Source organism: Nocardioides eburneiflavus, from assembly GCF_004785795.1.
GTDB lineage: Bacteria > Actinomycetota > Actinomycetes > Propionibacteriales > Nocardioidaceae > Nocardioides > Nocardioides eburneiflavus.
In genome coordinates, this window is record NZ_SRRO01000001.1 from 1538769 (window position 1) to 1562004 (window position 23236).

22 protein-coding genes are annotated in these 23236 nt (G+C 71.6%); 13 read left to right on the plus strand and 9 right to left on the minus strand.

Annotation, left to right across the window (positions count from 1 at the left end; translation table 11 throughout):
• Positions 1 to 8: 8 nt before the first annotated feature.
• Together EXE59_RS07220 and typA are read right to left on the minus strand one after the other, a co-directional pair.
• Positions 9 to 650, minus strand: coding sequence for a hypothetical protein (locus tag EXE59_RS07220; protein WP_135838301.1), 642 nt, complete (start codon positions 648 to 650; stop codon positions 9 to 11).
• A gap of 8 nt (positions 651 to 658) precedes the next feature.
• Positions 659 to 2548, minus strand: coding sequence for a translational GTPase TypA (typA, locus tag EXE59_RS07225; protein ID WP_135838302.1), 1890 nt, complete (start codon positions 2546 to 2548; stop codon positions 659 to 661).
• A 266-nt stretch (positions 2549 to 2814) separates the two neighbouring features.
• Between typA and EXE59_RS07230 the strand changes: the two genes are divergently transcribed.
• From EXE59_RS07230 to EXE59_RS07240, 3 genes are all read left to right on the plus strand, one after another.
• A complete protein-coding gene (locus tag EXE59_RS07230; protein ID WP_135838303.1) occupies positions 2815 to 3588 on the plus strand; it encodes a hypothetical protein in 774 nt (257 codons plus the stop codon).
• Positions 3589 to 3643: 55 nt separating this feature from the next.
• Positions 3644 to 4972 (plus strand): protealysin inhibitor emfourin, encoded by a 1329-nt coding sequence (locus EXE59_RS07235; protein ID WP_135838304.1) that lies wholly within the window; start codon positions 3644 to 3646, stop codon positions 4970 to 4972.
• A gap of 85 nt (positions 4973 to 5057) precedes the next feature.
• A complete protein-coding gene (locus EXE59_RS07240; RefSeq protein WP_135838305.1) occupies positions 5058 to 6056 on the plus strand; it encodes a DNA topoisomerase IB in 999 nt (332 codons plus the stop codon).
• Between the two features lie 7 nt (positions 6057 to 6063).
• Here EXE59_RS07240 and serC read toward each other — a convergent pair whose 3' ends face one another.
• Entirely contained in the window at positions 6064 to 7185 is a 1122-nt protein-coding gene (gene serC, locus EXE59_RS07245; protein WP_135838306.1) for a phosphoserine transaminase, read from the minus strand.
• Positions 7186 to 7281: 96 nt separating this feature from the next.
• Here serC and EXE59_RS07250 point away from each other — a divergent pair, with 96 nt between their 5' ends.
• The 3 genes from EXE59_RS07250 to EXE59_RS07260 all read left to right on the plus strand — a co-directional run bounded on the left by EXE59_RS07250 (position 7282) and on the right by EXE59_RS07260 (position 8933).
• On the plus strand, positions 7282 to 7767 hold the full coding sequence (locus EXE59_RS07250; protein ID WP_135838307.1) for a GNAT family N-acetyltransferase: 486 nt from the start codon (positions 7282 to 7284) through the stop codon (positions 7765 to 7767).
• Positions 7768 to 7841: 74 nt separating this feature from the next.
• On the plus strand, positions 7842 to 8207 hold the full coding sequence (locus EXE59_RS07255) for a thiol-disulfide oxidoreductase DCC family protein (protein WP_210428917.1): 366 nt from the start codon (positions 7842 to 7844) through the stop codon (positions 8205 to 8207).
• 87 nt (positions 8208 to 8294) lie between these two features.
• Positions 8295 to 8933, plus strand: coding sequence for a VldE C-terminal domain-containing protein (locus EXE59_RS07260; RefSeq protein ID WP_135838308.1), 639 nt, complete (start codon positions 8295 to 8297; stop codon positions 8931 to 8933).
• On the opposite strand, the gene EXE59_RS07265 is transcribed toward EXE59_RS07260, so the two are convergent.
• Positions 8906 to 10009, minus strand: a complete 1104-nt coding sequence (locus EXE59_RS07265; protein WP_135838309.1) for a citrate synthase 2 — start codon at positions 10007 to 10009, stop codon at positions 8906 to 8908. The two genes, EXE59_RS07260 and EXE59_RS07265, sit on opposite strands and share 28 nt — an antisense overlap.
• Positions 10010 to 10196: 187 nt before the next feature.
• Between EXE59_RS07265 and pdxH the strand changes: the two genes are divergently transcribed.
• The 6 genes from pdxH to EXE59_RS07295 all read left to right on the plus strand — a co-directional run bounded on the left by pdxH (position 10197) and on the right by EXE59_RS07295 (position 17907).
• On the plus strand, positions 10197 to 10835 hold the full coding sequence (gene pdxH / locus EXE59_RS07270; protein WP_135838310.1) for a pyridoxamine 5'-phosphate oxidase: 639 nt from the start codon (positions 10197 to 10199) through the stop codon (positions 10833 to 10835).
• Positions 10836 to 11030: 195 nt separating this feature from the next.
• On the plus strand, positions 11031 to 11618 hold the full coding sequence (locus tag EXE59_RS07275) for a TetR/AcrR family transcriptional regulator (protein WP_210428918.1): 588 nt from the start codon (positions 11031 to 11033) through the stop codon (positions 11616 to 11618).
• Positions 11618 to 13351 (plus strand): ABC transporter ATP-binding protein, encoded by a 1734-nt coding sequence (locus EXE59_RS07280; protein ID WP_135838311.1) that lies wholly within the window; start codon positions 11618 to 11620, stop codon positions 13349 to 13351. Before EXE59_RS07275 ends, EXE59_RS07280 begins: the two co-directional genes overlap by 1 nt.
• Positions 13348 to 15360 carry an ABC transporter ATP-binding protein gene (locus EXE59_RS07285; protein ID WP_135838312.1) on the plus strand — a complete coding sequence of 671 codons (2013 nt, stop codon included), beginning with the start codon at positions 13348 to 13350 and terminating at the stop codon, positions 15358 to 15360. Before EXE59_RS07280 ends, EXE59_RS07285 begins: the two co-directional genes overlap by 4 nt.
• A 502-nt stretch (positions 15361 to 15862) precedes the next feature.
• A complete protein-coding gene (locus tag EXE59_RS07290; protein WP_342777197.1) occupies positions 15863 to 17446 on the plus strand; it encodes an MDR family MFS transporter in 1584 nt (527 codons plus the stop codon).
• A complete protein-coding gene (locus EXE59_RS07295; protein WP_135838313.1) occupies positions 17443 to 17907 on the plus strand; it encodes a MarR family winged helix-turn-helix transcriptional regulator in 465 nt (154 codons plus the stop codon). Before EXE59_RS07290 ends, EXE59_RS07295 begins: the two co-directional genes overlap by 4 nt.
• Before the next feature lie 105 nt (positions 17908 to 18012).
• On the opposite strand, the gene EXE59_RS07300 is transcribed toward EXE59_RS07295, so the two are convergent.
• The 3 genes from EXE59_RS07300 to EXE59_RS07310 are packed head-to-tail and all read right to left on the minus strand — an operon-like array spanning position 18013 to position 21359.
• Entirely contained in the window at positions 18013 to 19608 is a 1596-nt protein-coding gene (locus tag EXE59_RS07300; RefSeq protein ID WP_135838314.1) for a glycoside hydrolase family 13 protein, read from the minus strand.
• Positions 19609 to 19656: 48 nt separating this feature from the next.
• Entirely contained in the window at positions 19657 to 20583 is a 927-nt protein-coding gene (locus EXE59_RS07305) for a hypothetical protein (RefSeq protein WP_210428919.1), read from the minus strand.
• Positions 20580 to 21359, minus strand: coding sequence for a hypothetical protein (locus tag EXE59_RS07310; protein ID WP_210428920.1), 780 nt, complete (start codon positions 21357 to 21359; stop codon positions 20580 to 20582). The genes EXE59_RS07305 and EXE59_RS07310 overlap by 4 nt, the downstream gene beginning before the upstream one ends.
• A 63-nt stretch (positions 21360 to 21422) precedes the next feature.
• On the opposite strand from EXE59_RS07310, the gene EXE59_RS07315 reads away from it, so the two are divergent.
• Positions 21423 to 22103: an iron-dependent transcriptional repressor DtxR gene (locus EXE59_RS07315; protein WP_135838316.1), complete on the plus strand. Its 681-nt coding sequence runs from the start codon at positions 21423 to 21425 to the stop codon at positions 22101 to 22103.
• Here EXE59_RS07315 and EXE59_RS07320 read toward each other — a convergent pair.
• Both EXE59_RS07320 and EXE59_RS07325 read right to left on the minus strand, forming a co-directional pair.
• Positions 22100 to 22918, minus strand: coding sequence for a Sir2 family NAD-dependent protein deacetylase (locus tag EXE59_RS07320; protein ID WP_135838317.1), 819 nt, complete (start codon positions 22916 to 22918; stop codon positions 22100 to 22102). The two genes, EXE59_RS07315 and EXE59_RS07320, sit on opposite strands and share 4 nt — an antisense overlap.
• Entirely contained in the window at positions 22915 to 23181 is a 267-nt protein-coding gene (locus tag EXE59_RS07325) for a DUF2277 domain-containing protein (protein ID WP_135838318.1), read from the minus strand. The genes EXE59_RS07320 and EXE59_RS07325 overlap by 4 nt, the downstream gene beginning before the upstream one ends.
• Positions 23182 to 23236 lie beyond the last annotated feature (55 nt).

Below are 23236 nucleotides of genomic sequence, written 5' to 3' on the forward strand. Positions count from 1 at the left end.
GAGGCGGGTCAGTCCTGCGCCGTACGCGCGCGCTCGGCCAGGGCGACCGCGGCGCGCTGCACGACCGGCAGCTCCTCGGGGTCGCCGGCGACCTCGTGGGGCACCGCGCCGCCGAGCAGCGCGACGGGGCTGGTGAGCCAGATCCACACACGCCACGGGTCGACCGAGGCGAGCAGGGGCTCGAGCACGGTCAGCAGCTCGGTGCGCACCTCGCCGGCCTCGTCGAGCTGGAAGCTCGGCACCAGGATGGCGCCCTCGTGCCCGACGAGCAGGAGCGTGCGCCGCTCGGCCGCCTTGTGCACCGCAAAGCGGGCCGCGTTGGTCGAGACGCCACGCAGCGCCGCGACCCCGGCGTAGTCGAGCCAGCCGCCGTCGAGGAGCTCCTGGCGCCGCCGGGTCTCGCGGCGCAGCCGGACCAGCGCGACCGGCACGGCGTGGGCGGGGTCGTCACCCTGCGCGCGGAGCAGCCGGTCGAGCTCGGCCAGTCGCCCGCCGTCGAGCGTGTCGCCAGTGGCGGGCTCGGTCCAGCGCACAACGCCGTCGACCCGCTCGTACGTCGGCAACCCGGCCGCGGCGAGCTGGTCGGCGAGGCCGAGGCCCTCCAGCCAGTCCGCCAGCTCCTCCGCGAGGCCGGGTGTCCCCTCGGGCACGGTCGTGCCTACTTGTTCGCCTTGCGCGCTCGGCTCGCGGTCTTGGCGCGGGCGTTGGCGTCGAGCACGACCTTGCGGATGCGCACCATCTCCGGGGTGACCTCGACGCACTCGTCCTCGCGGCAGAACTCCAGGCACTGCTCGAGCGAGAGCCGCTTCGGCGGGATCAGCTTCTCGAAGTTGTCGGAGGTGGCCGACCGGATGTTGGTCTGCTGCTTCTCCTTGGTGATGTTGACGTCCATGTCGTCGGCGCGGGAGTTCTCGCCGACGATCATGCCCTCGTAGACCTCGGTGGCGGGCTCGACGAAGAGCACGCCGCGCTCCTGCAGCGACGTCATGGCGTACGCCGTCGCCGCACCGGAGCGGTCGGCCACGAGCGAGCCGTTGTTGCGCGAGCGGATCTCGCCGGCCCAGGGGAAGTAGCCCTCGGAGATGTGGTGCGCGATGCCGGTGCCGCGGGTCTCGGTGAGGAAGTCCGTGCGGAAGCCGATCAGGCCACGGGACGGGACGACGAAGTCCATCCGGACCCAGCCGGTGCCGTGGTTGGTCATGCCCTCCATGCGGCCCTTGCGGGCGGCGAGGAGCTCGGTGATGGTGCCGAGGTACTCCTCCGGCGCGTCGATCGTGAGGCGCTCGAACGGCTCGTGCAGCTTGCCGTCGATCTCGCGGGTGACGACCTGCGGCTTGCCGACGGTGAGCTCGAAGCCCTCGCGCCGCATCTGCTCGACGAGGATCGCCAGCGCGAGCTCGCCGCGACCCTGGACCTCCCAGGCGTCGGGACGCTCGGTCGGGAGGATGCGCAGCGACACGTTGCCGACGAGCTCGGAGTCGAGGCGGTCCTTGACGAGGCGGGCGGTCACCTTGGCGCCCTTGACCTTGCCGACCAGCGGCGAGGTGTTGGTGCCGATGGTCATGGAGATGGCCGGCTCGTCGACGTGGATCAGCGGCAGGGCAATCGGGTTCTCGGCATCGGCGAGGGTCTCGCCGATGGTGATGTCGGGGATGCCCGCGATGGCGACGATGTCGCCGGGGCCGGCGGACTCGCCGGGCTTGCGCTCGAGGCCCTCGGTGACCAGCAGCTCGGTGATGCGGACGTTCTTGACCTCGCCGTCGCGGCGCATCCAGGCCACGGTCTGGCCCTTCTTGAGCGTGCCCTGGTGGATGCGCAGCAGCGCGAGGCGGCCGAGGAACGGCGAGGAGTCGAGGTTGGTCACGTGCGCCTGCAGCGGCGCCTCGTCGTCGTGCTGCGGGGCGGGGATGGTGTCCAGGATGGTCCGGAACAGCGGCTCGAGGTCGGAGCCCGCGGGCATGGTGCCGTCCTCGGGCTTCTCCAGCGAGGCGATGCCGGCCTTGCCGGAGGCGTACACGACGGGGAAGTCGAGCGCGTCCTGGCTGTGCGACTCGTCGAGCAGGTCCATGAAGAGCTCGTAGGACTCGTCGACGACCTCGCTGATGCGGGCGTCGCTGCGGTCGGTCTTGTTGACCACGAGGATCACCGGCATGTCGGCGTTGAGCGCCTTGCGCAACACGAAGCGCGTCTGGGGGAGGGGACCCTCGGAGGCGTCGACGAGCAGCACGATGCCGTCGACCATCGACAGGCCGCGCTCGACCTCGCCGCCGAAGTCGGCGTGGCCGGGGGTGTCGATGATGTTGATGGTCATGCCCTCGGGAGCCGACGGACCCGTGTAGTGGACCGCGGTGTTCTTCGCGAGGATCGTGATGCCCTTCTCGCGCTCGAGGTCGCCGGAGTCCATGACCCGGTCGGCCACGCTCTCGGCCTGGTGCGCGGTGAAGGCGCCGGCCTGGCGGAGCATCGCGTCGACCAGCGTTGTCTTGCCGTGGTCGACGTGGGCGACGATCGCGACGTTGCGCAGGTCGGAGCGGGACTGGGTGGACATGCAGGAGCCTTCCGGGGCGGAGACGAGCGACGAGCGAGCGGCCAGGAGGCCGGGCGCGGCCGGCACGGCCGCAGCACCCGAAGTCTAGTGCGCGCGGCGGCAGATCGGGATTTCGCGGACGGCGATCCCGCGGGTTCGGGTGTGAGCGACGGCACAGGCAGGTCGTCCCGGGCTGTAACCCTGTGTTACCGGCCCGTAGCAGGGGGCTTCCTACGGTGGAGCCGTCCCCGGACCTCGGGAGCCCCGTACTCGGACTGGAGAGCACCATGAGCACCACCTCGCCCGCGACCACGACGCTGCCCGACGCCCGGCCCACGCGCCGGACGGTCACGCGCGCCGCCGCCTGGACGGTCCCGGTGGTCGCCGTCTCGGCCGCGGCCCCGGCGTACGCCGCCTCGTGCTCCGCCCTCACGGGCGCGTCCTTCGCGACCTGGTCGGGCGGGATCTCGAACGGGGGCCTGGACTACTCCCAGACGTACACTCCTCCGGCCGGGGCGTTCGCCTCGTCGATCGAGATGAAGATCGCCGCGAGCTACACCGGGTTCATCAAGGCCGGCAGCGAGGACAGCAACGGCCCCCGCCTGTACGACGTCTACAACCCGGTGGGCAACACCGGCAAGCCGGGACTGGGACTCATCCAGGCCGTCACCCGCCGCATGGACCGCGCCGCGCCCGGGCGCAGCGCGCGCGGCGCGTACGCGTTCTCGTTCACCAAGCCGGTGCGGAACCTCGTGCTGACCTTCACCGACATCGACCGGACCGCCGGCGACTTCCTGGACCGCGTCGAGCTGAGTGGTCCCTGGGTGGAGGTCTCGCGGGGCAGCGGGGTCTCGGGCTCAGGCACGCAGGCCTCCCCGTGGACGGGCGGTGGTGCCTACAGCGACAGCTCCAGCGGTGCGGGCAACGTCACGGTCAGGTTCGCCGGCCCGCTGACCGGCTTCACCCTGACGTACTGGAACGCCGAGACGAGCTGGAGCGGCGTCGACCGCAACCAGGCGGTCTTCGTGACCGACGTCAGCTTCGACTACGAGCCCTGCTGACCCGACGCGTGTCGGCACCCTTCCGGCTGTCGGAGCGGACGGGTAGACCTGTCCCATGACATCTCGGGACACCTCCAGCGCCACTGCTCACCGCTGCACCTTCATCCCGCCCTGGCTCGCCGAGCGGGTCGACGGCCCTGAGGCGGCCGAGCGCGACGAGGCGGTGCGGCGCCTGCGCGCGCAGCGCGGGGTCGAGGCACGCGCGTCCGCCGCTGGCGGCCCGCCGGTCGCGGTCGCGACACCGGTCTGGACGGTCCACGACGCCGGATCGACGACCTCGCTCCCCGGCACCCCGGCTCGCGGCCCTGGCGAGCCCGCGACGGGGGACGTGGCGGTCGACGAGGCCGCGGACGGCATCGAGGCGACCTTGCAGATGTTCCTCGAGGACCTCGCGCGCAGCTCCCACGACGGAGCCGGCGCACCGGTCAGCCTCACCGTGCACTACGGCTCCGACTACAACAACGCCTTCTGGGACGGCACCCAGCTGGTGTTCGGCGACGGCGACGGCCGGGTGTTCGAGCGATTCACCAAGCCGGTGGACGTGCTCGCGCACGAGTTCTCCCACGCCGTCATCGAGCACACCGCCGACCTCACCTACAGCGGCCAGTCGGGCGCGCTCAACGAGTCGGTCGCCGACGTGTTCGCGTCCTGCCTCAAGCAGCGCCTGCTCGGCCAGCAGGCCGCCGACGGCGACTGGCTGATCGGGCAGGGGATCTTCATGCCGTCCGTGCAGGCGCGGGCCCTGCGTGACATGGCTGCCCCGGGCACCGCGTACGACGACCCCGAAGTCGGTGCGGACCCGCAGGTCGGTCACATGGACGACTACGTCGTGACCACCGCCGACAACGGCGGTGTGCACCTCAACTCCGGCATCCCCAACAAGGCGTTCCAGCTCGCGGCACTCGCCGTCGGCGGCACGGCCATCGGGGGTGCGGGCCGGATCTGGTACGACGCGCTGGTCGGCGGCGACGTCCCGCGCGGCGCGAACTTCGCGACCTTCGCGGCGGCGACCGTCGCCGCGGCCGGCGAGCACGCCGAGGCCGTGCGTGAGGCGTGGCGGCAGGTGGGGGTCGAGCCCGGCCGCAGATCGGTCCCGGCATCCGCCCCCCAGCCCGCCGGCCGTCTGCGCGTCGAGCGCAGCGGGGGGTTCGCCGGTCGCTCGGAGGCGGCCGAGGTCGACCTCGAGACCTCCGGGCTGGGGGCCCTGGTCTCGCAGGCGGTCGCGGCTCCCGTCGCCAAGGACGCCCGACCGCACCCCGACATGTTCGTCTACACGTTCACCGTCGAGGGGCGCGAGCCGGTGCGGGTGCCGGAGCACCTGCTCACCGCCAGCCAGGCCGAGCTGGCTCGGCAGGTCCTGCGCCGGGGCACGTCCGAGATCTGACGCCGATCCGGCACCGCGGGGGCCGGACCCGTCTCCCTCCCTCGGGGTGTCCGCCCGGGCCTGGCGCGGCCAGTAGGTTCACCGCATGCCGCGACTGAGGCGTACGTTCCCCGACCAGCCCGGCTGGACCCGACGCCGGGCTGGCAAGGGGTTCACCTACCTCGACCAGGACGGCAACCGGCTCGACGAGGAGCAGACCCAGCGCTGCAAGGACCTCGTCATCCCGCCGGCCTGGACGGACGTGTGGATCACCCCGTACGCCAACGGCCACCTCCAGGCGGTCGGCACCGACGACGCCGGTCGGCGGCAGTACCTCTACCACCCGCAGTGGCGTGCCAGCCGGGACGCGGCCAAGTTCGACCGGATCCTGGTGTTCGGCAAGGCGCTGTCCAAGGCACGCGAGCGCGTGCTCGCCGACATCGGGTCCGAGGGGATGTCGCTGGAGCGGGCGTGCGCGGTCGCCGTACGCCTGCTCGACCTCGGCTACTTCCGCATCGGCAACGACGTCTACACCGACACCCACGGCTCCTTCGGCCTGACCACGATGCTCAAGGAGCACGTCTCGCGGCAGGGCAAGGCGCTGCGCTTCAGCTTCGTGGGGAAGTCCGGGGTCGAGCACGACATCACCATCGACGACCCGTCCGCGACCGAGGCGCTCGACGTGATGCGCCGCCGGCGCGGCGGCGGCGACAAGTTGCTCGCGTGGAAGGACGGCCGGCACTGGAAGGACCTGTCGGCCGCCGACGTCAACGACTACATCCGCTCGTGCTTCGGGATCGAGGCGACCGCCAAGGACTTCCGCACGTGGCACGCCACCGTCATCGCTGCCGACGCGCTCGCCGGGACCGAGGAGCCGGGGAAGTCCAAGGCGTCACGCAAGCGTGCCGTGGCGAGCGCGATGAAGGAGGTCTCGGAGTTCCTCGGCAACACCCCGACCCTCGCGCGGACGTCGTACGTCGATCCGCGGGTCGTCGAGGCCTACGAGCGCGGCCGTACGGTCAAGGTCCGTGGGAAGTACGACACGGACGATGCCCGGCAGGCCGCGCTCGAGCGGGCGGTGCTCAAGCTGCTCAACGCCGGCTAGGTGGAGGTCAGCTGTTGGCCACGACGTGGTCGATCGCCCCGGTGAGCTTCTCGACGTCCGAGGGGTCGATCGCGGGGTACATCGCGATCCGCAGCTGGTTGCGCCCGAGCTTGCGGTAGGGCTCGGTGTCGACGATGCCGTTGGCGCGCAGCGTCGCGGCGATCGCGGCCGCGTCGATCGAGTCGTCGAAGTCGATGGTGCCGATGACGAGCGAGCGGTCGGCCGCCTCGGTGACGTACGGGGTGGTCCAGGCGGTGCGCTCCGCCCAGCCGTAGAGCGCGTCGGAGGAGGCGGTGGTGCGCTCGACCATCGCCTTGAGACCGCCCTGACCGTTCATCCAGTCGAGCTGCTCGGCCATCAGGAAGAGGGTGGCGACCGACGGGGTGTTGTAGGTCTGGTCCTTCGAGGAGTTGTCGATCGCGGTCGGCAGGTCGAAGAACGGCGGGACGTAGCGGTCGCTCGCGGCGATCTCCTCGGCGCGGGCCAGCGCGCGCGGCGACATGAGGGCGATCCACAGGCCGCCGTCGGAGGCGAAGCACTTCTGCGGGGCGAAGTAGTAGGTGTCGACCTGGTCGAGGTCGACGGGCAGGCCGCCGGCGCCGGACGTCGCGTCCACCAGCACGAGCGCGTCGTCGTCGATCCCCGCCGGGCGACGTACGGGCGCCATCACCGCGGTCGAGGTCTCGTTGTGCGCCCAGGCGTAGGTGTCGACGCCGTCCTCGGCGACCGCGTCGGGGCGCGAGCCGGGCTCGCTCGTGATCACCGACGGGTCGGCCAGCCACGGCGCCTTCTTCGCCGAGGTGGCGAACTTGGAGGAGAACTCGCCGAACGACAGGTGCTGGCTCTTCTCGCGGATCAGGCCGAAGCAGGCGATGTCCCAGAACGCGGTGGCACCGCCGTTGCCGAGCACGACCTCGTAGCCCTCGGGCAGGTCGAAGAGCGCCGTGAGGCCCTCGCGCACCCGTGCCACGGTCTTCTTCACCGGCGCCTGCCGGTGCGAGGTGCCCATGAGCGACGCGCCGGTCGCGGCGAGGGCGTCGAGGTGGCTGGTCTGGATCTTGGACGGGCCGGCTCCGAAGCGGCCGTCGGCCGGGAGCAGCTCGGCGGGGATCTTGAGGGCGTCGGTCATGGGTTCCTCACGAACGATGGGTGGCGGTCCTGACGACGCTGTCAGTGGTCCCTATCCTGACATCCGCCGCACCACGACTCACGACGGGGACGCACGATGGACACCCAGCTCCGCATCGAGCGGCGCGCGATCACGCACCCCGACGCCGAGGCCCTCGTCGAGGCGGTCCAGGAGGAGTACGTCGCCCGCTACGGCGGCCGCGACGAGTCGCCCATCGACCCGCGCGACTTCGAGGACCCGCTCGGCCAGTTCTTCGTCGGCTACCTCGACGGCTCACCGGTCGCGACGGGCGCGTGGCGCCGCTCCGCGGTGAGGGCGCTCGGCGCCGAGGTCACCGCGGAGATCAAGCGGATGTACGTCGTGCCTGCCGCCCAGCGTCGCGGGCTCGCCCGCCGGATGCTGGCCCACCTCGAGGCCACCGCCGCCGAGGCGGGCATCGAGGCGCTGGTGCTCGAGACCGGGATGAAGCAGCCGGAGGCGATCTCGCTCTACCTGTCCTCGGGCTACGAGCCGGTCCCCGGCTTCGGCCACTACTGCGGCTCGGAGCTGAGCCGCTGCTTCGGGCGGGTCCTTCCCGACTGAGGAAGGCGGGCTCGTCGCTGGTCGAGGAAGGACGAAGTCCTGTCTCGAGACCAGGTCACGCGTAGCCTGTGGGAGTGCCCCGCGGACTGATGCTCAACGACGCCGACTGCGGCTTCTGCATGCGCACCGCGCGGCTGGTGCCGCGGCTCGGCGTCGACGTCGACAGCTCCACCGTCCAGGCCGCCGACCTCGTTGCCCTCGGCGTCGACCCGGACCGCGCCGTCGTGGAGATGCCCTACGTCCATCCCGACGGCCGCGTCGACTACGGCCACCGTGCCTTCGCCGCGATCCTGCGCACCGGGCCGCTGCCGTGGCGCGCGGTCGGCCGCCTGATCACCGCCCCGGGCGTCGACGCGGTGGCGCGCCGGACGTACGCCTGGGTGGCCGCCAACCGGCACCGGATGCCGGGCGGCACGGCCGCCTGCGAACTACAGCGGTGATGTTCCGACGATCCCCGGACGCCTGAGCGGGAAGCCGCTTACGGTCCCTGTGCCAGATGTGATCACAGGGGAAGGTGGGACGTCTCGATGCGAGCGCCGCTGCGTGCCGTCACGCGAGTCGCGGGCACGTGCGCCCTCGTGCTCGGCCTGCTCTCCGGCGGCCTGGGTGCCGCCGCGGCCGACGAGCCGAGCAGCCGGCGCGGGACCGTCACGTCCTCGGCGCCGTACCTCATGCCGGTGGAGCCGTACGCCGGCTACCAGCCGCAGACGACCTGCAGGCAGAGGCCGAAGCCCGGCGTGCTCATGCTCGCCGACTGGCTCGTCGCTCGTGGTGGCGGCTACGGGACGATCGCACGCTCGTGCGCGGGGTCGAGCCGCAGCGAGCACAAGGAGGCCCGGGCGTTCGACTGGATCCTCGACGCCACCGACCCCGTCGAGCTGGCGCTCGCCGACGCGATGCTGGAGGAGATCCTGGCCCCCGACGACACCGGCCAGCCGCACGCGCTCGCCCGCCGGATGGGGATCATGTACGTCATCTGGAACGACCGGATGTACGCCTCGTACGACGGATTCGCGAGCAAGCGCTACCTGAGCTCGGGCTGCCGGAAGAGGCGGACGTGCTCACCCACGCTCCGACACCGCGACCACGTGCACATCTCGCTGACGCGCAAGGGCGCCAAGGGCAAGACATCCTGGTACTACGCCCAGGCCCCGTCCCAGCCCTGAACCTCGCTCGCCGGCCGGGTGCCCGGACCGGCGTAGACGGCGGACGGCCGGATCAGCCGGCCGGTCGTCTTCTGCTCGAGGATGTGCGCCGACCAGCCGCCGGTGCGGGCACAGGTGAACATCGAGGTGAACATGTGCGCAGGCACCTCGGCGAAGTCGAGGACGATGGCCGCCCAGAACTCCACGTTGGTCTCCAGCACCCGGTCGGGACGACGCTCGCGCAGCTCGGCCAGCGCGGCCTTCTCCAGCGCCTCGGCGACCTCGTAGCGCGGCGCGTCGAGCTCCTTGGCCGTGCGGCGCAGCACCCGGGCGCGCGGGTCCTCCGCGCGGTAGACGCGGTGCCCGAAGCCCATCAGCCGCTCGCCGCTGTCGAGCAGCTCCTTGACGTAGGACGCCGCGTCGCCGTCGCGCCGCTCGACCTCCTCGATCATCCCCAGCACGCGCGACGGGGCGCCGCCGTGCAGCGGGCCCGACATCGCGCCGATGGCGCCGGAGAACGCGGCGGCCACGTCGGCGCCGGTGGAGGTGATGACGCGCGCGGTGAAGGTGGAGGCGTTCATGCCGTGCTCGGCCGCCGAGGACCAGTAGGCGTCGATGGCGTGCGCGTGCCTGGGGTCGGCCTCGCCGCGCCACCGGATCAGGAACCGCTCCGCGAGGGTGCGGCCCCGGTCGACCTCGGCCTGGGTGACGACCGGCTTGCCGAGGCCGCGCGCGGACTGGGCGGCGTACGACAGCACCATCACCGCGACGCGTGAGAGATCGAGGCGTGCCTGCTCGTCGGAGATGTCGTAGGTCTGCCCCATCCCGAGCATCGGCGCGAGCATGGCCACCGCGGCCTGCACGTCGGCGCGCACGTCGCCGGTGTGGATGGAGATGTTGTAGGGCTCGGCGGGCGGCAGGCCGGGGGAGTAGGCGCCGTCGACCAGCAGGCCCCACACGTTCTCGAACGGGACGCGGCCGACGAGCTCCTCGATGTCGACGCCGCGGTAGCGCAGCGCCGATCCTTCCTTGTCGGGCTCGGCGATCTGGGTCTCGAACGCGACGACGCCTTCGAGGCCGTGCTGGATCTCGGTCATGCCACTCCTCCGTGGTCCTCCGTGCAGCGGGTCGTCCCGGAAGACTGCACGGGACGGCTCATTGTGCACCGCCACCCCGGCCGATCTCGATACGCCCCGTCGCGGCCTCGCAGGCTCGGCCGCGGGGCCACTCGATCTCCCTCCACACGCCGGGCACTCGTTCCTCGTGCCCCACTAGTGTCGCGGCATGGACCTCTCCGGACTGCGCGAGGAGTACGGGCGCGGCGGGCTGGACCTGCCCGACCTGGCCGACGACCCGATCGAGATGTTCGAGCGGTGGATGCGCCAGTCGGTCGATGCCGGCCTCCACGAGCCCAACGCGATGGTCGTCTCCACCGTGTCGGCCGACGGCCGGCCCTCGAGCCGGACGATGCTGCTCAAGGGCGTCGGCCCCGGCGGGTTCGTCTTCTTCACCAACCGGGCCTCCCGCAAGGGCGAGGAGCTCGCGGCCAACCCCCACTGCGCACTGCTCTTCCCGTGGCACCCGCTCGAGCGCCAGGTACGCGTGGAGGGAGTCGCGACCGCGCTGGAGCCCGGGGAGGTCGAGGCCTACTTCCGGACCCGCCCCCGTGGCGCCCAGCTAGGGGCGTGGGCGTCGGCACAGTCGAGTCCGGTCGACTCACGCGCGGACCTCGCCGCTGCGTACGCCCGGGTGCACGACCGGTTCGGCGACGAGGGCCCGGTGCCGGTGCCCCCGACGTGGGGCGGCTATCGCGTCGCGCCCGAGGCCGTCGAGTTCTGGCAGGGACAGCCGAGCCGGATGCACGACCGGCTCGTCTACCGCCGCGACGGTGAGCGCTGGGTGGTGGAGCGGCTCGCGCCGTAGACGGGCTCGCTGCTCGGGCCGACCGCGTCCTTGCAGGCTCGGGCTCGGGAGAGGTTTCGCGACGGCTCGCTGGGTCCTTCGCTTCGCTCAGGTCCCAGCCGAGCCTCCTCAACCTTCCTTTCTCTCCGAGCCCTCGCAGGCTCGGGCTCAGGAAAGGAACTTGTGAGTGAGTGCTCACTCACTTACTCTTGCCCGGTGACTCCCCGTGCCCGCCCGATGACCCCCGACGACCGGCGTGAGGCGCTGGTCGACGTCACCATCCCGCTCCTCCACGAGCACGGTCGCGCGGTCACCACCCGCCAGATCGCCGACGCGGCGTGTGTCGCGGAGGGCACGATCTTCCGGGTCTTCGAGTCCAAGGAGGACCTCGTCACCGCGGCGGTCGAGAAGGCGCTCGACCTGGAGCCGTTCCTCGCCGACCTCGAGGCGGTCGACCTCGACCAGCCGCTGCGGCAGCGGCTCACCGACGTCTGCGCGCGGTTGCAGGAGCGCTTCCGCGGGATCTTCGCCCTCATGACCGCGATGGGGATGGTCGGTCCTCCGAAGGCGCACCGCCACATGGAGGAGGGGCGTCGGCGTGCGGAGCGGGTCATGGTCGCCGTCGTCGAGCCCGACGCCGACCTGCTCACCTGCACCCCGGAGCAGCTCGTGCACATGCTCCGGATGCTGACCTTCTCCGGCACCCACCCGCACATCAGCGACGGGCACCTGCTCACTCCCGAGCAGATCGTCGGGACGCTGCTCGACGGCGTGCTGAAGCCCAGGGCGGGGGAGGACTCCTGATGCTGCTCCGACTCGTCCGCACCTACCTCCGGCCGTACGCCGCACCGCTCGCCGCCGTCGTCGCGCTGCAGTTCGTCGGCACGATGGCCGCGCTCTACCTGCCGAGCCTCAACGCCGACATCATCGACAACGGCGTCGTCACCGGCGACACCGGCTACATCGTGCGCCACGGCGGCCTGATGCTCCTGGTCTCGCTGGTCCAGGTCGTCTGCTCGATCGCCGCGGTGTGGTTCTCCGCGCGCAACGCGATGGGCTTCGGCCGCGACCTCCGGGCGGCGATCTTCCACCGGGTCGGGAGGTTCTCGGCCCGCGAGGTGCAGCACTTCGGTGCCCCGTCGCTGATCACCCGCGAGACCAACGACGTCCAACAGGTGCAGATGCTCGTCCTGATGGGCGGCACGCTGATGGTGTCGGCGCCGATCATGATGGTCGGCGGCATCATCATGGCTGCCCGCGAGGACATCGGGCTGTCGTGGCTGGTCCTGGCGGTGGTGCCGGTCCTCGGCGTCTCGATCGGGCTGCTCGTGCGCCAGATGGTGCCGAGCTTCCGGCTGATGCAGGAGCGCATCGACGAGGTCAACCGGCTGCTGCGCGAGCAGATCACGGGCGTACGGGTGGTGCGGGCCTTCGTCCGCGAGGACCACGAGACCCGACGTTTCGGCGACGCCAACGCGGAGCTGACCGACGTGGCGATCCGGGCCGGTCGCTGGCAGGCGGCGATGTTCCCGACGGTGATGATCGTGGCCAACGTCGCCACCGTCGGCGTGCTGTGGTTCGGCGGGCACCGTGTCGAGGACGGCCAGATGGAGGTCGGCGCCCTCACCGCCTACATCTCCTACCTCATGCAGATCGTGATGTCGGTGATGATGGCGATGTTCATGCTGATGATGGTGCCGCGCGCCTCGGTGTGCGCCGACCGGATCACCGAGGTGCTCGACACCGAGTCGTCGGTCCCGCCGCCCGCCGACCCCGTCACGGACCTCCCCGAGCGGCTGACCCTCGAGCTCGACGGCGTCACCTACGCCTACCCCGGCGCCGACCAGCCGGTGCTGCGCGAGGTCTCGCTGTCCGCCGCTCCGGGCGAGACCGTGGCGATCGTCGGGTCGACCGGTGCCGGCAAGTCCACCCTGGTCAACCTGGTGCCGCGCCTGTTCGACGCAACCGGAGGAGCCGTACGGGTGGGCGGGGTCGACGTTCGTGAGGTCGCCCCCGAGACGCTCTGGTCGCAGCTCGGCCTGGTCCCGCAGAAGGCGTTCCTCTTCCGCGGGACGATCGCCGACAACCTCCGCTACGGCAAGCCCGACGCCACCGAGGAGGAGATGTGGGCGGCCCTCGACGTCGCCCAGGCTCGGGACTTCGTCGAGGCGATGCCCGACGGGCTCGACTCCGAGGTCGCACAGGGCGGGTCCAGCCTCAGCGGCGGGCAGCGGCAACGGATGGCCATCGCGCGAGCGGTGGTCCGCCGGCCGCGGATCTACCTCTTCGACGACTCCTTCTCCGCCCTCGACCTCACCACCGACGCCCGCCTGCGGGCGGCGCTGCGCCCGGTGACGCGCGACTCGGCGGTCGTCATCGTCGCGCAGCGCGTCGCCACGATCCGCCACGCGGACCGCATCGTGGTGCTGGACGACGGCACGGTCGTCGGCACCGGCACCCACGACGAGCTGCTCGAGACGTGCCCGACCTACCAGGAGATCGTCCGGTCCCAGCTGACCGCGGAGGAGGTGGCATGACCACCCAGACGTCACCGCCCAAGGACGGGCAGCTGAAGGAGACCGAGCGCATCCAGTCCGGGCCCGGCCCTGGTCGCGGCCCGATGGGCGGGGGGATGATCGGCCAGAAGGCCGACACCTTCTGGCCCTCCCTCAAGCGGCTCCTCGCGCGCCTGCACCCCGAGCGCGCCAAGGCGTACGCCGTGCTGGTCCTCACCGTGCTCAGCGTCGCCGCCATGGCGGTCGGTCCATGGATCCTCGGCCGCGCCACCGACCTCGTCTTCGCCGGCCTCATCGGCAAGGACGTGCTCGCGTCCGGCGCCACGCAGGAGCAGGCGGTCGAGGCGCTGCGGGCGCAGGGCGAGGACGACCGCGCCGACATGCTCGCCGCGATGGACCTGACCGACGGCGTCGACTTCTCCGCCGTCGCCGACGTGCTCCTCGTCGTGCTCGCCGTCTACGTCGCCGCGTCCCTGCTGGCGTGGCTCGGCGGCTGGCTGCTCAACGACGTCGTCCAGCACACCGTGCTGCGGATGCGCTCGGAGGTCGAGGACAAGGTGCACCGGCTGCCGCTGGGCTACTTCGACAAGCAGCCGCGCGGCGAGCTGCTCAGCCGCGTCACCAACGACATCGACAACATCAGCCAGACCCTGCAGCAGACGATGAGCCAGATGCTCAACTCGCTGCTCACGGTCCTCGCGGTGCTGGCGATGATGTTCTGGATCTCCCCGGTGCTGGCGATGGTCGCGCTGGTCTCGGTGCCGATCTCGATGTGGGTCACGAGTGCGGTGATGAAGCGCTCGCAGGGCATGTTCATCCAGCAGTGGCGGCGCACGGGCACGCTCAACGCCCACATCGAGGAGACCTTCTCCGGGCACGCGATCGTCAAGGTCTTCGGCCGGCAGGCCGAGGCCGAGCGGGTCTTCGCCGAGCAGAACGACGAGCTCTACAAGGCGTCCTACGGCGCGCAGTTCGTCAGCGGGCTGATCATGCCGATCATGATGTTCGTCGGGAACCTCAACTACGTCGTCATCGCCGTCCTCGGCGGTCTCCGCGTCGCCAGCGGCACCATGTCGCTGGGCGACGTGCAGGCGTTCATCCAGTACTCCCGGCAGTTCACCCAGCCCCTCACCCAGGTGGCCTCGATGCTCAACCTGCTCCAGTCGGGCGTCGCGTCGGCCGAGCGGGTCTTCGAGCTGCTCGACGCTGGCGAGGAGTCGGCGGACGCCACCGGGCGTACGGCGAGCGCTGCCGACGCGCGCGGCGAGGTCCGCTTCGAGGACGTGTCGTTCTCCTACGACCCCGAGCGACCGCTCATCGAGCACCTGTCGCTGGTCGCCGAGCCCGGCCACACCGTCGCGATCGTCGGCCCCACCGGCGCCGCGAAGACGACCATGGTCAACCTCGTGATGCGCTTCTACGACCCGCAGTCCGGGCGCATCCTCATCGACGGCGTCGACGTCACCTCGATCCCGCGCGGCGTGCTCCGCAGCCGCATCGGCATGGTGCTCCAGGACACCTGGCTCTTCGCCGGGACGATCCGCGACAACATCGCCTACGGCCGGCCCGACGCGGGCGAGGAGCACATCCTCGAGGCGGCTCGGGCGACCTTCGTCGACCGCTTCGTGCACTCGCTGCCCGACGGCTACGACACGGTGATCGACGAGGACGGCTCGAACCTGTCGGCGGGGGAGCGCCAGCTCGTCACCATCGCCCGGGCGTTCCTCAAGGACCCGGCGCTGCTGATCCTCGACGAGGCGACCTCGTCGGTCGACACCCGCACCGAGCTGCTGCTCCAGCACGCGATGGCTGCGCTGCGCTCGGACCGCACGTCGTTCGTGATCGCCCACCGGCTCTCCACGATCCGCGACGCGGACCTGATCCTCGTGATGGAGGACGGCTCGATCGTGGAGCAGGGCTCTCACGAGGAGCTGCTCGAGGTCGACGGTGCCTACGCCCGGCTCTACCGCTCGCAGTTCGAGGCGGCGGTCGAGGATCCCGTCGGACGAGGTCCGGGCTTAACCCGTTGAGCGGCTCCGCCGGCCGACGTACGGTGGTCGCACACAGAAGGGAGGTGATCCGGAGAATGAGTTCTTTTCGGATGAGTGAGGTGGCTGCCCGCTAGGCAGCCCCGGTCCGCCGACAGCTGCCGGCGAATCCACTGCAGCCACCCGACCCGCAGGCCCCCGGTGTCATCCCCCGGGGCCCCTCCCAGAGGGGCAGCAGGCCTGCGGGTCGCTGCATGTCCGGGAGTCGTACGGCGCTGCTGGCCACGGGGGTAGTCCAGTGGGAAGTGGCTGGTTACCGGGGTGGTCCAGTGGGCTCTGGTCGTGGTCCGGCCCGATGTGCGACCAGATTCCACTGGACTACCCCGCCCCCGGGGCGGCTGCCCGGACGGCATGCCGTACGGCCTCCCGCGACCGCCAGATGTGGCCCAGGTCTCGTCGCGCTCTGGTGGCCTGCGCGGCCCCGCCGACATATGGTTGCAAACAACAACTATTGTGTTTCGCAACCACGACTCGAAGGAACGCCGTGACCCAGGCTCCCACCGTCACCGCCGAGCAGAGCGGGGAGATGAGCCACCGCGAGGTGCTCGAGGCCCTCAGCGGGCTCCTCCTCGCGATGTTCGTCGCGATGCTCTCCAGCACGATCGTCAGCAACGCGCTGCCGACCATCGTCGACGACCTCGAGGGCAGTCAGACCGGCTACACCTGGGTCGTCGTCGCCACGATGCTCGCGATGACCGCGACCACGCCGATCTGGGGCAAGTTCGCCGACATGTTCAACAAGAAGACCCTCGTGCAGAGTGCGCTGGTGATCTTCTCCATCGGGTCGCTCATCGCCGGGTTCGCGCCGTCGATGGAGGTGCTCATCGGTGCCCGCGTCGTCCAGGGCCTCGGCGTCGGCGGTCTCACCGCGCTGGTCCAGGTCGTCATCGCCACGATGGTCTCCCCGCGCGAGCGAGGTCGATACAGCGGCTACATCGGGGCGGTCTTCGCCCTCGCGACGGTCAGCGGCCCCCTCGTCGGCGGCGTCCTGGTCGACACCGTGGGCTGGCGTTGGTGCTTCTTCGCCGGGCTCCCGGTGGCGGCTCTCGCCTTCGTCGTCCTCCAGCGCACCCTGCACCTCCCGGTCGTGAAGCGCGAGGTGTCGATCGACTACCTCGGCGCCTTCCTGCTGGTCGGCGGCGTCTCGATCCTGCTGATCTGGATGTCGCTCGGGGGGCAGGACTTCGACTGGATCTCGTGGACCAGCGGGGCGCTGGTGGTCGGCGCGGTCGTGGTCGTCGCCGCAGCTGTCCACGTCGAGGCCAACGTCGCCGTCGACCCCGTGATCCCGCTGCGCCTGTTCCGTGAGCGCACCCTGACGCTCGCGACCGTCGCGTCGGTGCTGATCGGCGTCGCGATGTTCGGCTCGACGGTGTATCTCAGCCTCTACTTCCAGCGCGCCAAGGACATGAGCCCCACCGAGGCCGGCCTGATGTCGATCTGCATGGTCGGCGGCCTCCTCGTCTCGAGCATCCTGAGCGGCCGCATCATCACCGCCACCGGCCTCTGGAAGCGCTGGCTCGTCGGCGGCATGGTCCTCGTCATCGCCGGCATCGCGCTGCTCTCGACCATCGACGCCTCGACCTCGCTGTGGCGCACCGGCGTCTACATGGCGGTGCTCGGTCTCGGCCTCGGCGCCACCATGCAGAACCTCGTCCTCGCCGTGCAGAACACGATCGCGCTCTCCGACATGGGCGCCGGCTCCTCGGTGGTGGCGTTCTTCCGCTCGCTCGGCGGCTCGATCGGCATCGCGGCGCTCGGCGCCGTGCTGGCCCACCAGGTCGCCGACGCGGTGCAGTCGGGGCTGACCCGGCTGCTGGCCACCCACCCGGAGTACGCCGAGGCCGTCGGGCACGACACCGGCGGCATCCCGGACGTCTCCGACCTGCCGGCACCGGTGCGCGCGATCTTCGAGAGCGCCTTCGGCGACGCGACCGGGCACATCTTCCTCGTCGCCCTGCCGTTCGCCGTGGGCGCGCTGGTCGCCGTGCTCTTCATCAGGGAAGTGCCCCTGCGCACGTCCGTGAAGCGCGAGGATGAGCTCATGGCGGAAGCTCCCCAGGCATGAGCGCGGCATCGACCACGACGACGGCGAGGTACGAGGACCTGCGCCGCATCGAGGCGGAGGTCGGGACGTTGATCCGCCGGGTCAAGCGGGTGATGGGCGAACGGGCGCGTGAGGTCCACCCCGACCTGCACCCGATGACCTACTTCATCCTCACGCACCTGGCCAAGCACGGGCCGATGCGTGCGGCCGACCTGTCCGACGCCTTCGGCATGGACAAGGGCGGCGTCAGCCGGCAGGTGCAGACGCTCGTCGACCTCGGCCTGGTCGAGCGTCGGCCGGCGGCCGAGGACCGTCGCGCCGTCCTGCTCGACGCCAGCGACGAGGGGCGTACGCGCCTCGAGACCATGGCTCGCAGCCGCAGCGACCGCTTCGACCGGCGCCTGGGGGCGTGGAGCGACGAGGAGCTGTCCGCGTTCGCGGCGCAGCTGGCGGCGTACAACCAGGCCCTCAGCGACGACTGATCCGCTCCACGGCAGGTATCTGAGGACGACCTGGTAGGCGAATCGGCCAGATCGCCTACCAGTTCGTCCTCAGATATCCGGGTCCGTACGTCGGCGGGCTGGCCGTCAGCGCAGCCAGGCAGCCGTGTCGGCGGGCAGCTTGCCGTCCTCGACAGGTCCGCTGGCGAGGAGCAGCTCGCCCTCGGGCAGCTCGACCGGGGCGTCGCCGCAGTTGAGCACGACGGTGAGCGGACCGCGACGGAGCACCAGCGCGTCCGGGCCTGCCTCCAGGACCTCGACCTCGTCGCCCGCGGTCCAGGCGAACTCGCGGCGCGCGCGCAGCGCCTCGCGGTAGAACTCCAGCGTCGACGACGGGTCGCCGGTCTGGGCCTCGACCGTCAGCGCCGCCCAGTCCGCCGGCTGCGGGATCCACGGCTGCTCGGCGCCGGGGCCGAAGCCGTACGGCGCCTCGGTGCCGCTCCACGGGATCGGGACGCGGCAACCGTCGCGGCCGACCTCGCCGGTGCGGAGGAAGGACGGGTCCTGCCGGTGCTCGGGGGCGACGTCGACCTGCTCGAGGCCGAGCTCCTCACCCTGGTAGAGGTAGCTCGAGCCGGGCAGGGCGAGCATGGCGAGCGTCGCCGCCCGGCCGCGGGCCAGGCCCTGCTCGCCGCCGCCGTAGCGGGTCACGTGACGCGTCACGTCGTGGTTGCTGAGCACCCAGGTCGGCGAGGCGTCGGTCTGCTCGATGGAGGCGAGCGTGTCGGTGATGACCTCGGCGAAGGTCTCGGCCGACCACTCGGCGAGCAGCCAGGCGAAGTTGAAGGTCTGGTCGAGCTCGTCGGGTCGGACGAAGGCGGCCATCGACTCGACCGTCGAGGTCCACGCCTCGGCGACGGCCATCCGGTCGGCGCCGTACTCGTCGAGGATCTGGTGCCACCGGCGGTAGACCTCGTGCACCTCGGGCTGGTCCCACATGGGCTCGTCGCGGACGGTGCGCTCGACCATCTCGGAGTCCCCGGCGCGACCCTGCGGGGAACCCGCGGTCTCGTCCTCGGCCACGACCTGGTCGCGCAGCGAGGCCTCCTTGAAGAGGCCGTGCGCCACGTCGACGCGGAAGCCGTCCACCCCGCGCTCGAGCCAGAAGCGCAGCACGCCCTCGAACATCGCGGGAACCTCGGGGTTGCGCCAGTCGAGGTCGGGCTGCGTGGAGTCGAAGAGGTGGAGGTACCACTGGCCATCGTCGACCTGCGTCCACGCGGGGCCGCCGAAGACCGACGCCCAGTTGTTCGGCGGGTTGCCGTCCTCGCTGTCGCGGAACAGGTAGCGCGCGCGCTCGGGGCTGCCCGGCCCGGCGGCCAGCGCCGCCTTGAACCACTCGTGCTCGTCGGAGGTGTGGTTGGGCACGAGGTCCACCACGACCCGCAGGCCGAGCTCGTGGGCGCGGGCGACCAGGTCGTCGGCGTCGGACAGGCTGCCGAACAGCGGGTCGACGTCGCAGTAGTCGGCGACGTCGTAGCCGTGGTCGTGCTGCGGGGAGGTGTAGAAGGGCGTGATCCACAGCGCGTCGACGCCGAGGTCGGCGAGGTGGGGCAGGCGGGACGTGATGCCGGGCAGGTCGCCGATGCCGTCGCCGTCGCTGTCGGCGAAGCTGCGGACGTAGACCTGGTACACGACGGCGTTGCGCCACCAGAAGGTCCTTGGATCGTTAAAATCGGCCATGCGCACCATCTTCTCAACACCCTCGGGGTCGCGGTCAAGACCGCGCGGTCACGATGCGTAGCGCGCGAGCACCCGCAGGGTGGTGAGTGTCGCCCATCGTGAGCGGTCCGCCGCGTCGGACGGCACATGCGTACGACCCGGCCACGCCCGCGCCGTCCAGGTGCCGTCCGGTCGTCGCCTCGCGAGCAGCGCCTCGAGCGCCGCCTCCATCCGCGGATCGGGCGGCACCCCTGCCGCGGCGAGGCAGTCGAGCCCGCGAAGGATGTCGAAGTGCCAGCGCGGAGGATGGTGCGGCACCAGGAAGTCCTCCCGGATCACCTCGCCCGTCCGCTCGCTGCGGAACAGCTCGTGGCGCAGCACGAACTCCACCGCGGTGCGCTGCGCAGCGAGGACCTCCTGCCTGCGGTGCTGGTGGCCGGCGGCGAGATAGCTCGTGAACCCCTCCAGGACCGAGACGGTGGTGTGCAGGGAGGAGTGGGACACCGGGGCGAGAGGAGGCCGGTGGCGGCAGTTGAAGCCGCCGTCGGCGACCGTACGGGCCAGCAGGACGTCGACGAGCGAGGCGAGCTCCTGCTCGGGAGCGCCGAACCAGCTGGCGTATCGGAGCCCCATGCCGTTGATGCACGCGTCGCTCACAGCGGCGCGGTGACTCGGGTCGAGCCCGCCGTCGGGTCCCTTCTCCCGGGCCAGGACCAGGTCCACGGACTCGACGGCGGCCGGCTGGTCCTCGGGCAGGCCCAGGTTGCACAGCTCGAGGAGGGTGTAGTGGGTGCTGGTCCACTTCGGCTGGTAGAAGCCCAGGCCCCAGTGGCCGTCCGGCCTGCGGGCGGCGAGCAGCGCTGCTCCGTGGCTCTCCGTGGCGATGCGGGCTCCAAGACCCGGATCCGTGCGGTGCAGGAGATCGCGCGTCGTCTGGTGGGCCACTGCGACGTCACCGTCGAGCAGCCACTCCACGACGTCCGCCGGTGCGATCACCGCGGTGCTCTCCCCCCGAACAGCTCGGGGTCGACTGCGATCCACGTGTGCTCGGCGGTCGCGACGACCCGGCCCGCGGCGTCGTACAGCGTGGAGGCGGTGAAGGTCTTGCGACCGTCGCGTCCGCGGCCTTCGCCGACGACGACGTGCGGCTCGCCGATCACGGGCAGGTCGTCGACGCGCGCGGTCATCCGCCCGAGCACCATCAGCCGCTCGGTCAGGTCGCCGGCCCAGCCGCCGATGCAGTCGAGCGCCGCCCACGTGACGGCCACCGACGCGCGCGGGTGCTCGTCGCCGTACGTGTGCCAGTCCTCGTGCAGGCTCGCGTGCGGGGTCCAGGTGGCCGCGATGCGCTCGTCGCCCACGTGCACCGGTCCGGGGAAGATCCGCAGCCCGTCGCCGTCCTCGCGCGCCGTGCCGCAGGCGACGCATGTGGGGAAGGGGTGGAAGGTGTGCCCGGGGTACGACGCCTCGGCAGCCGAGGCCGCAGCAGGGTCGACGGGTTCGACCTCGGTGAGGTCGCGGTCGACGCGCTGCGCGGTCGCCACCGGCGCCCCGCCGTACGACGCCGTCGTCACGCCGGCCTCGACGGTGACGGGCAGCGGGGTGTCCAGCGGCGGCGGCTGCCGCAGCGAGACCTCGATCGCCGGCCAGCCCCCGCACCGGTCCGCGGGCGCGTCGGCGTCGTCGAGCGCGGCCAGCGCGCCGGCGGTCCAGCCGCCGTTGCCGGAGTCGGGAGGCCCGCAGAAGCGTCGGGGCACGATCAGCTCGGTCACCGGGCTCACTGTGCCACGGCACGCGTGCCCGAGGCAGTTGCGCCATGGGACACAATGACCCCCGTGAGTGACCTGATCGACACCACCGAGATGTACCTCCGCACGATCTACGAGCTCGTGGAGGAGGACATCGTGCCGCTGCGCGCCCGCATCGCCGAGCGGCTCCACCAGTCCGGGCCGACCGTGTCCCAGACCGTGGCCCGGATGGAGCGCGACGGCCTGCTCACCGTGCAGGGCGACCGCCACCTCGAGCTCACCGAGGAGGGCCAGCTCCTCGCCACCCGCGTGATGCGCAAGCACCGGCTCGCCGAGCGGTTGCTCACCGACGTCATCGGCCTCGACTGGGAGCTCGTCCACGCCGAGGCGTGCCGGTGGGAGCACGTGATGTCCGAGACGGTCGAGCGCCGGCTGCTCGAGCTGCTCGACCACCCGACGGAGTCGCCCTACGGCAACCCGATCCCGGGCCTCGACGAGCTCGGCGACCGGGCCGGCGAGGACTTCATGGACAACGTCGAGCCGCTCTCCGCCGCCGCGGGTGCGGAGGAGCAGCGCGTCCACGTGAAGCGGATCTCCGAGGAGATGCAGAAGGACGAGGAGCTGATGGGCCTGCTGCGCCGCGTCGGCGCCCTGCCGGGCAAGACCGTCACCATCGCGCGCACGTCCGAGGGCATCCTGATCGGCTCCGGCGGCGAGACCGCCGAGCTGGTGGTCGAGGCGGCCGAGCACATCTTCGTGCGCCGCTAGCCCCGGTCGGCGAGCTCGGTCAGGAACTCGCTGCACCCGACCTCGAGCTTGTACGCCGCCAGCGGGTCGCCGCGCGTCAGCCCGCGGTTCACGATGACGATCGGGGTGCCTCCCGAGGCCGCGCGCCTGACGAACCGGAGGCCGCTCATCACCGTGAGCGACGAGCCCGCGACCAGCAGCGCGCCGTCGGGCCCCAGGGCCTCCACGGCGGCGTAGCAGCGCGCGACCCGGTCGGCCGGCACGTTCTCGCCGAAGAACACCACGTCGGGCTTGAGCGGCCCGCCGCACGGGCACCGGGGCACCACGAAGTCGTCGGTGTCGTCGAGGTCGACGTCGCCGTCGGGCCGGGACTCGACCCAGCCGTGCCGCTCCAGCCAACCGGGGTTGAGCGCGTCGAGCTCGGCCTCCAGCGCGGCCCGCGAGGAGGTCGTACGGCACGACAGGCAGACGACGTCGGCGACCCGGCCGTGCAGCGCGACGAGACTGCGCGACCCGGCGGCCTCGTGCAGGCCGTCGACGTTCTGGGTGATGAGCAGCCCGGGGTCGAGGGCCGCGAGCGCGTGGTGCCCGGGGTTGGGCCGCGCCCGTCCCATCCGCTGCCAGCCGAGGTGGCTGCGCGCCCAGTAGCGCTGCTGCGCCTGCGGCGTCGCGACGAACTCCTGGTAGGTCATCGGCGCCCGCGCCGGAGCCCCCGGCCCGCGGTAGTCGGGGATCCCGGAGTCGGTGGAGAGCCCGGCACCGGTCAGCACCACCAGCGGCCGGGTGGCCAGGAGGTCGAGCGCCTCCTCGACCGACCGGTCCGCGAGGAGCGTCACGCGTACCGGGCCTGTGCGCGCGCCCGCGCCTTGGCGGCCTCGACCTCGCGGTTCTTCGGGGGTGCGGTGGTGACGAGGTCGTCGAGCAGGTGCTCGGTGACGTGCGCGATCTCCTTCACCGCCGCCCAGAACACCTCCTCGTTGGCCTGGGACGGCTTGGTGGTGCCGGCCACCTTGCGGACGTACTGCAGGGCAGCCGCCGTGACCTCGTCGCGCGTGGCGGGCGGCTCGAAGTTGTTCAGCGGGCGGATGTTGCGGCACATGCCCCGAGGGTACGTCCGATGGCCTCGGTTTCGACACGGCGCTGGCGCGCCTGCT

Bases quoted from the DNA above. Each gene is read 5' to 3' on its own strand.
- typA (WP_135838302.1), bottom strand. From the start codon at position 2,548: ATGTCCACCCAGTCCCGCTCCGACCTGCGCAACGTCGCGATCGTCGCC.
- EXE59_RS07230 (WP_135838303.1), top strand. From the start codon at position 2,815: ATGAGCACCACCTCGCCCGCGACCACGACGCTGCCCGACGCCCGGCCC.
- EXE59_RS07235 (WP_135838304.1), top strand. From the start codon at position 3,644: ATGACATCTCGGGACACCTCCAGCGCCACTGCTCACCGCTGCACCTTC.
- EXE59_RS07240 (WP_135838305.1), top strand. From the start codon at position 5,058: ATGCCGCGACTGAGGCGTACGTTCCCCGACCAGCCCGGCTGGACCCGA.
- serC (WP_135838306.1), bottom strand. From the start codon at position 7,185: ATGACCGACGCCCTCAAGATCCCCGCCGAGCTGCTCCCGGCCGACGGC.
- EXE59_RS07250 (WP_135838307.1), top strand. From the start codon at position 7,282: ATGGACACCCAGCTCCGCATCGAGCGGCGCGCGATCACGCACCCCGAC.
- EXE59_RS07260 (WP_135838308.1), top strand. From the start codon at position 8,295: ATGCGAGCGCCGCTGCGTGCCGTCACGCGAGTCGCGGGCACGTGCGCC.
- EXE59_RS07265 (WP_135838309.1), bottom strand. From the start codon at position 10,009: ATGACCGAGATCCAGCACGGCCTCGAAGGCGTCGTCGCGTTCGAGACC.
- pdxH (WP_135838310.1), top strand. From the start codon at position 10,197: ATGGACCTCTCCGGACTGCGCGAGGAGTACGGGCGCGGCGGGCTGGAC.
- EXE59_RS07280 (WP_135838311.1), top strand. From the start codon at position 11,618: ATGCTGCTCCGACTCGTCCGCACCTACCTCCGGCCGTACGCCGCACCG.
- EXE59_RS07285 (WP_135838312.1), top strand. From the start codon at position 13,348: ATGACCACCCAGACGTCACCGCCCAAGGACGGGCAGCTGAAGGAGACC.
- EXE59_RS07295 (WP_135838313.1), top strand. From the start codon at position 17,443: ATGAGCGCGGCATCGACCACGACGACGGCGAGGTACGAGGACCTGCGC.
- EXE59_RS07300 (WP_135838314.1), bottom strand. From the start codon at position 19,608: ATGGCCGATTTTAACGATCCAAGGACCTTCTGGTGGCGCAACGCCGTC.
- EXE59_RS07325 (WP_135838318.1), bottom strand. From the start codon at position 23,181: ATGTGCCGCAACATCCGCCCGCTGAACAACTTCGAGCCGCCCGCCACG.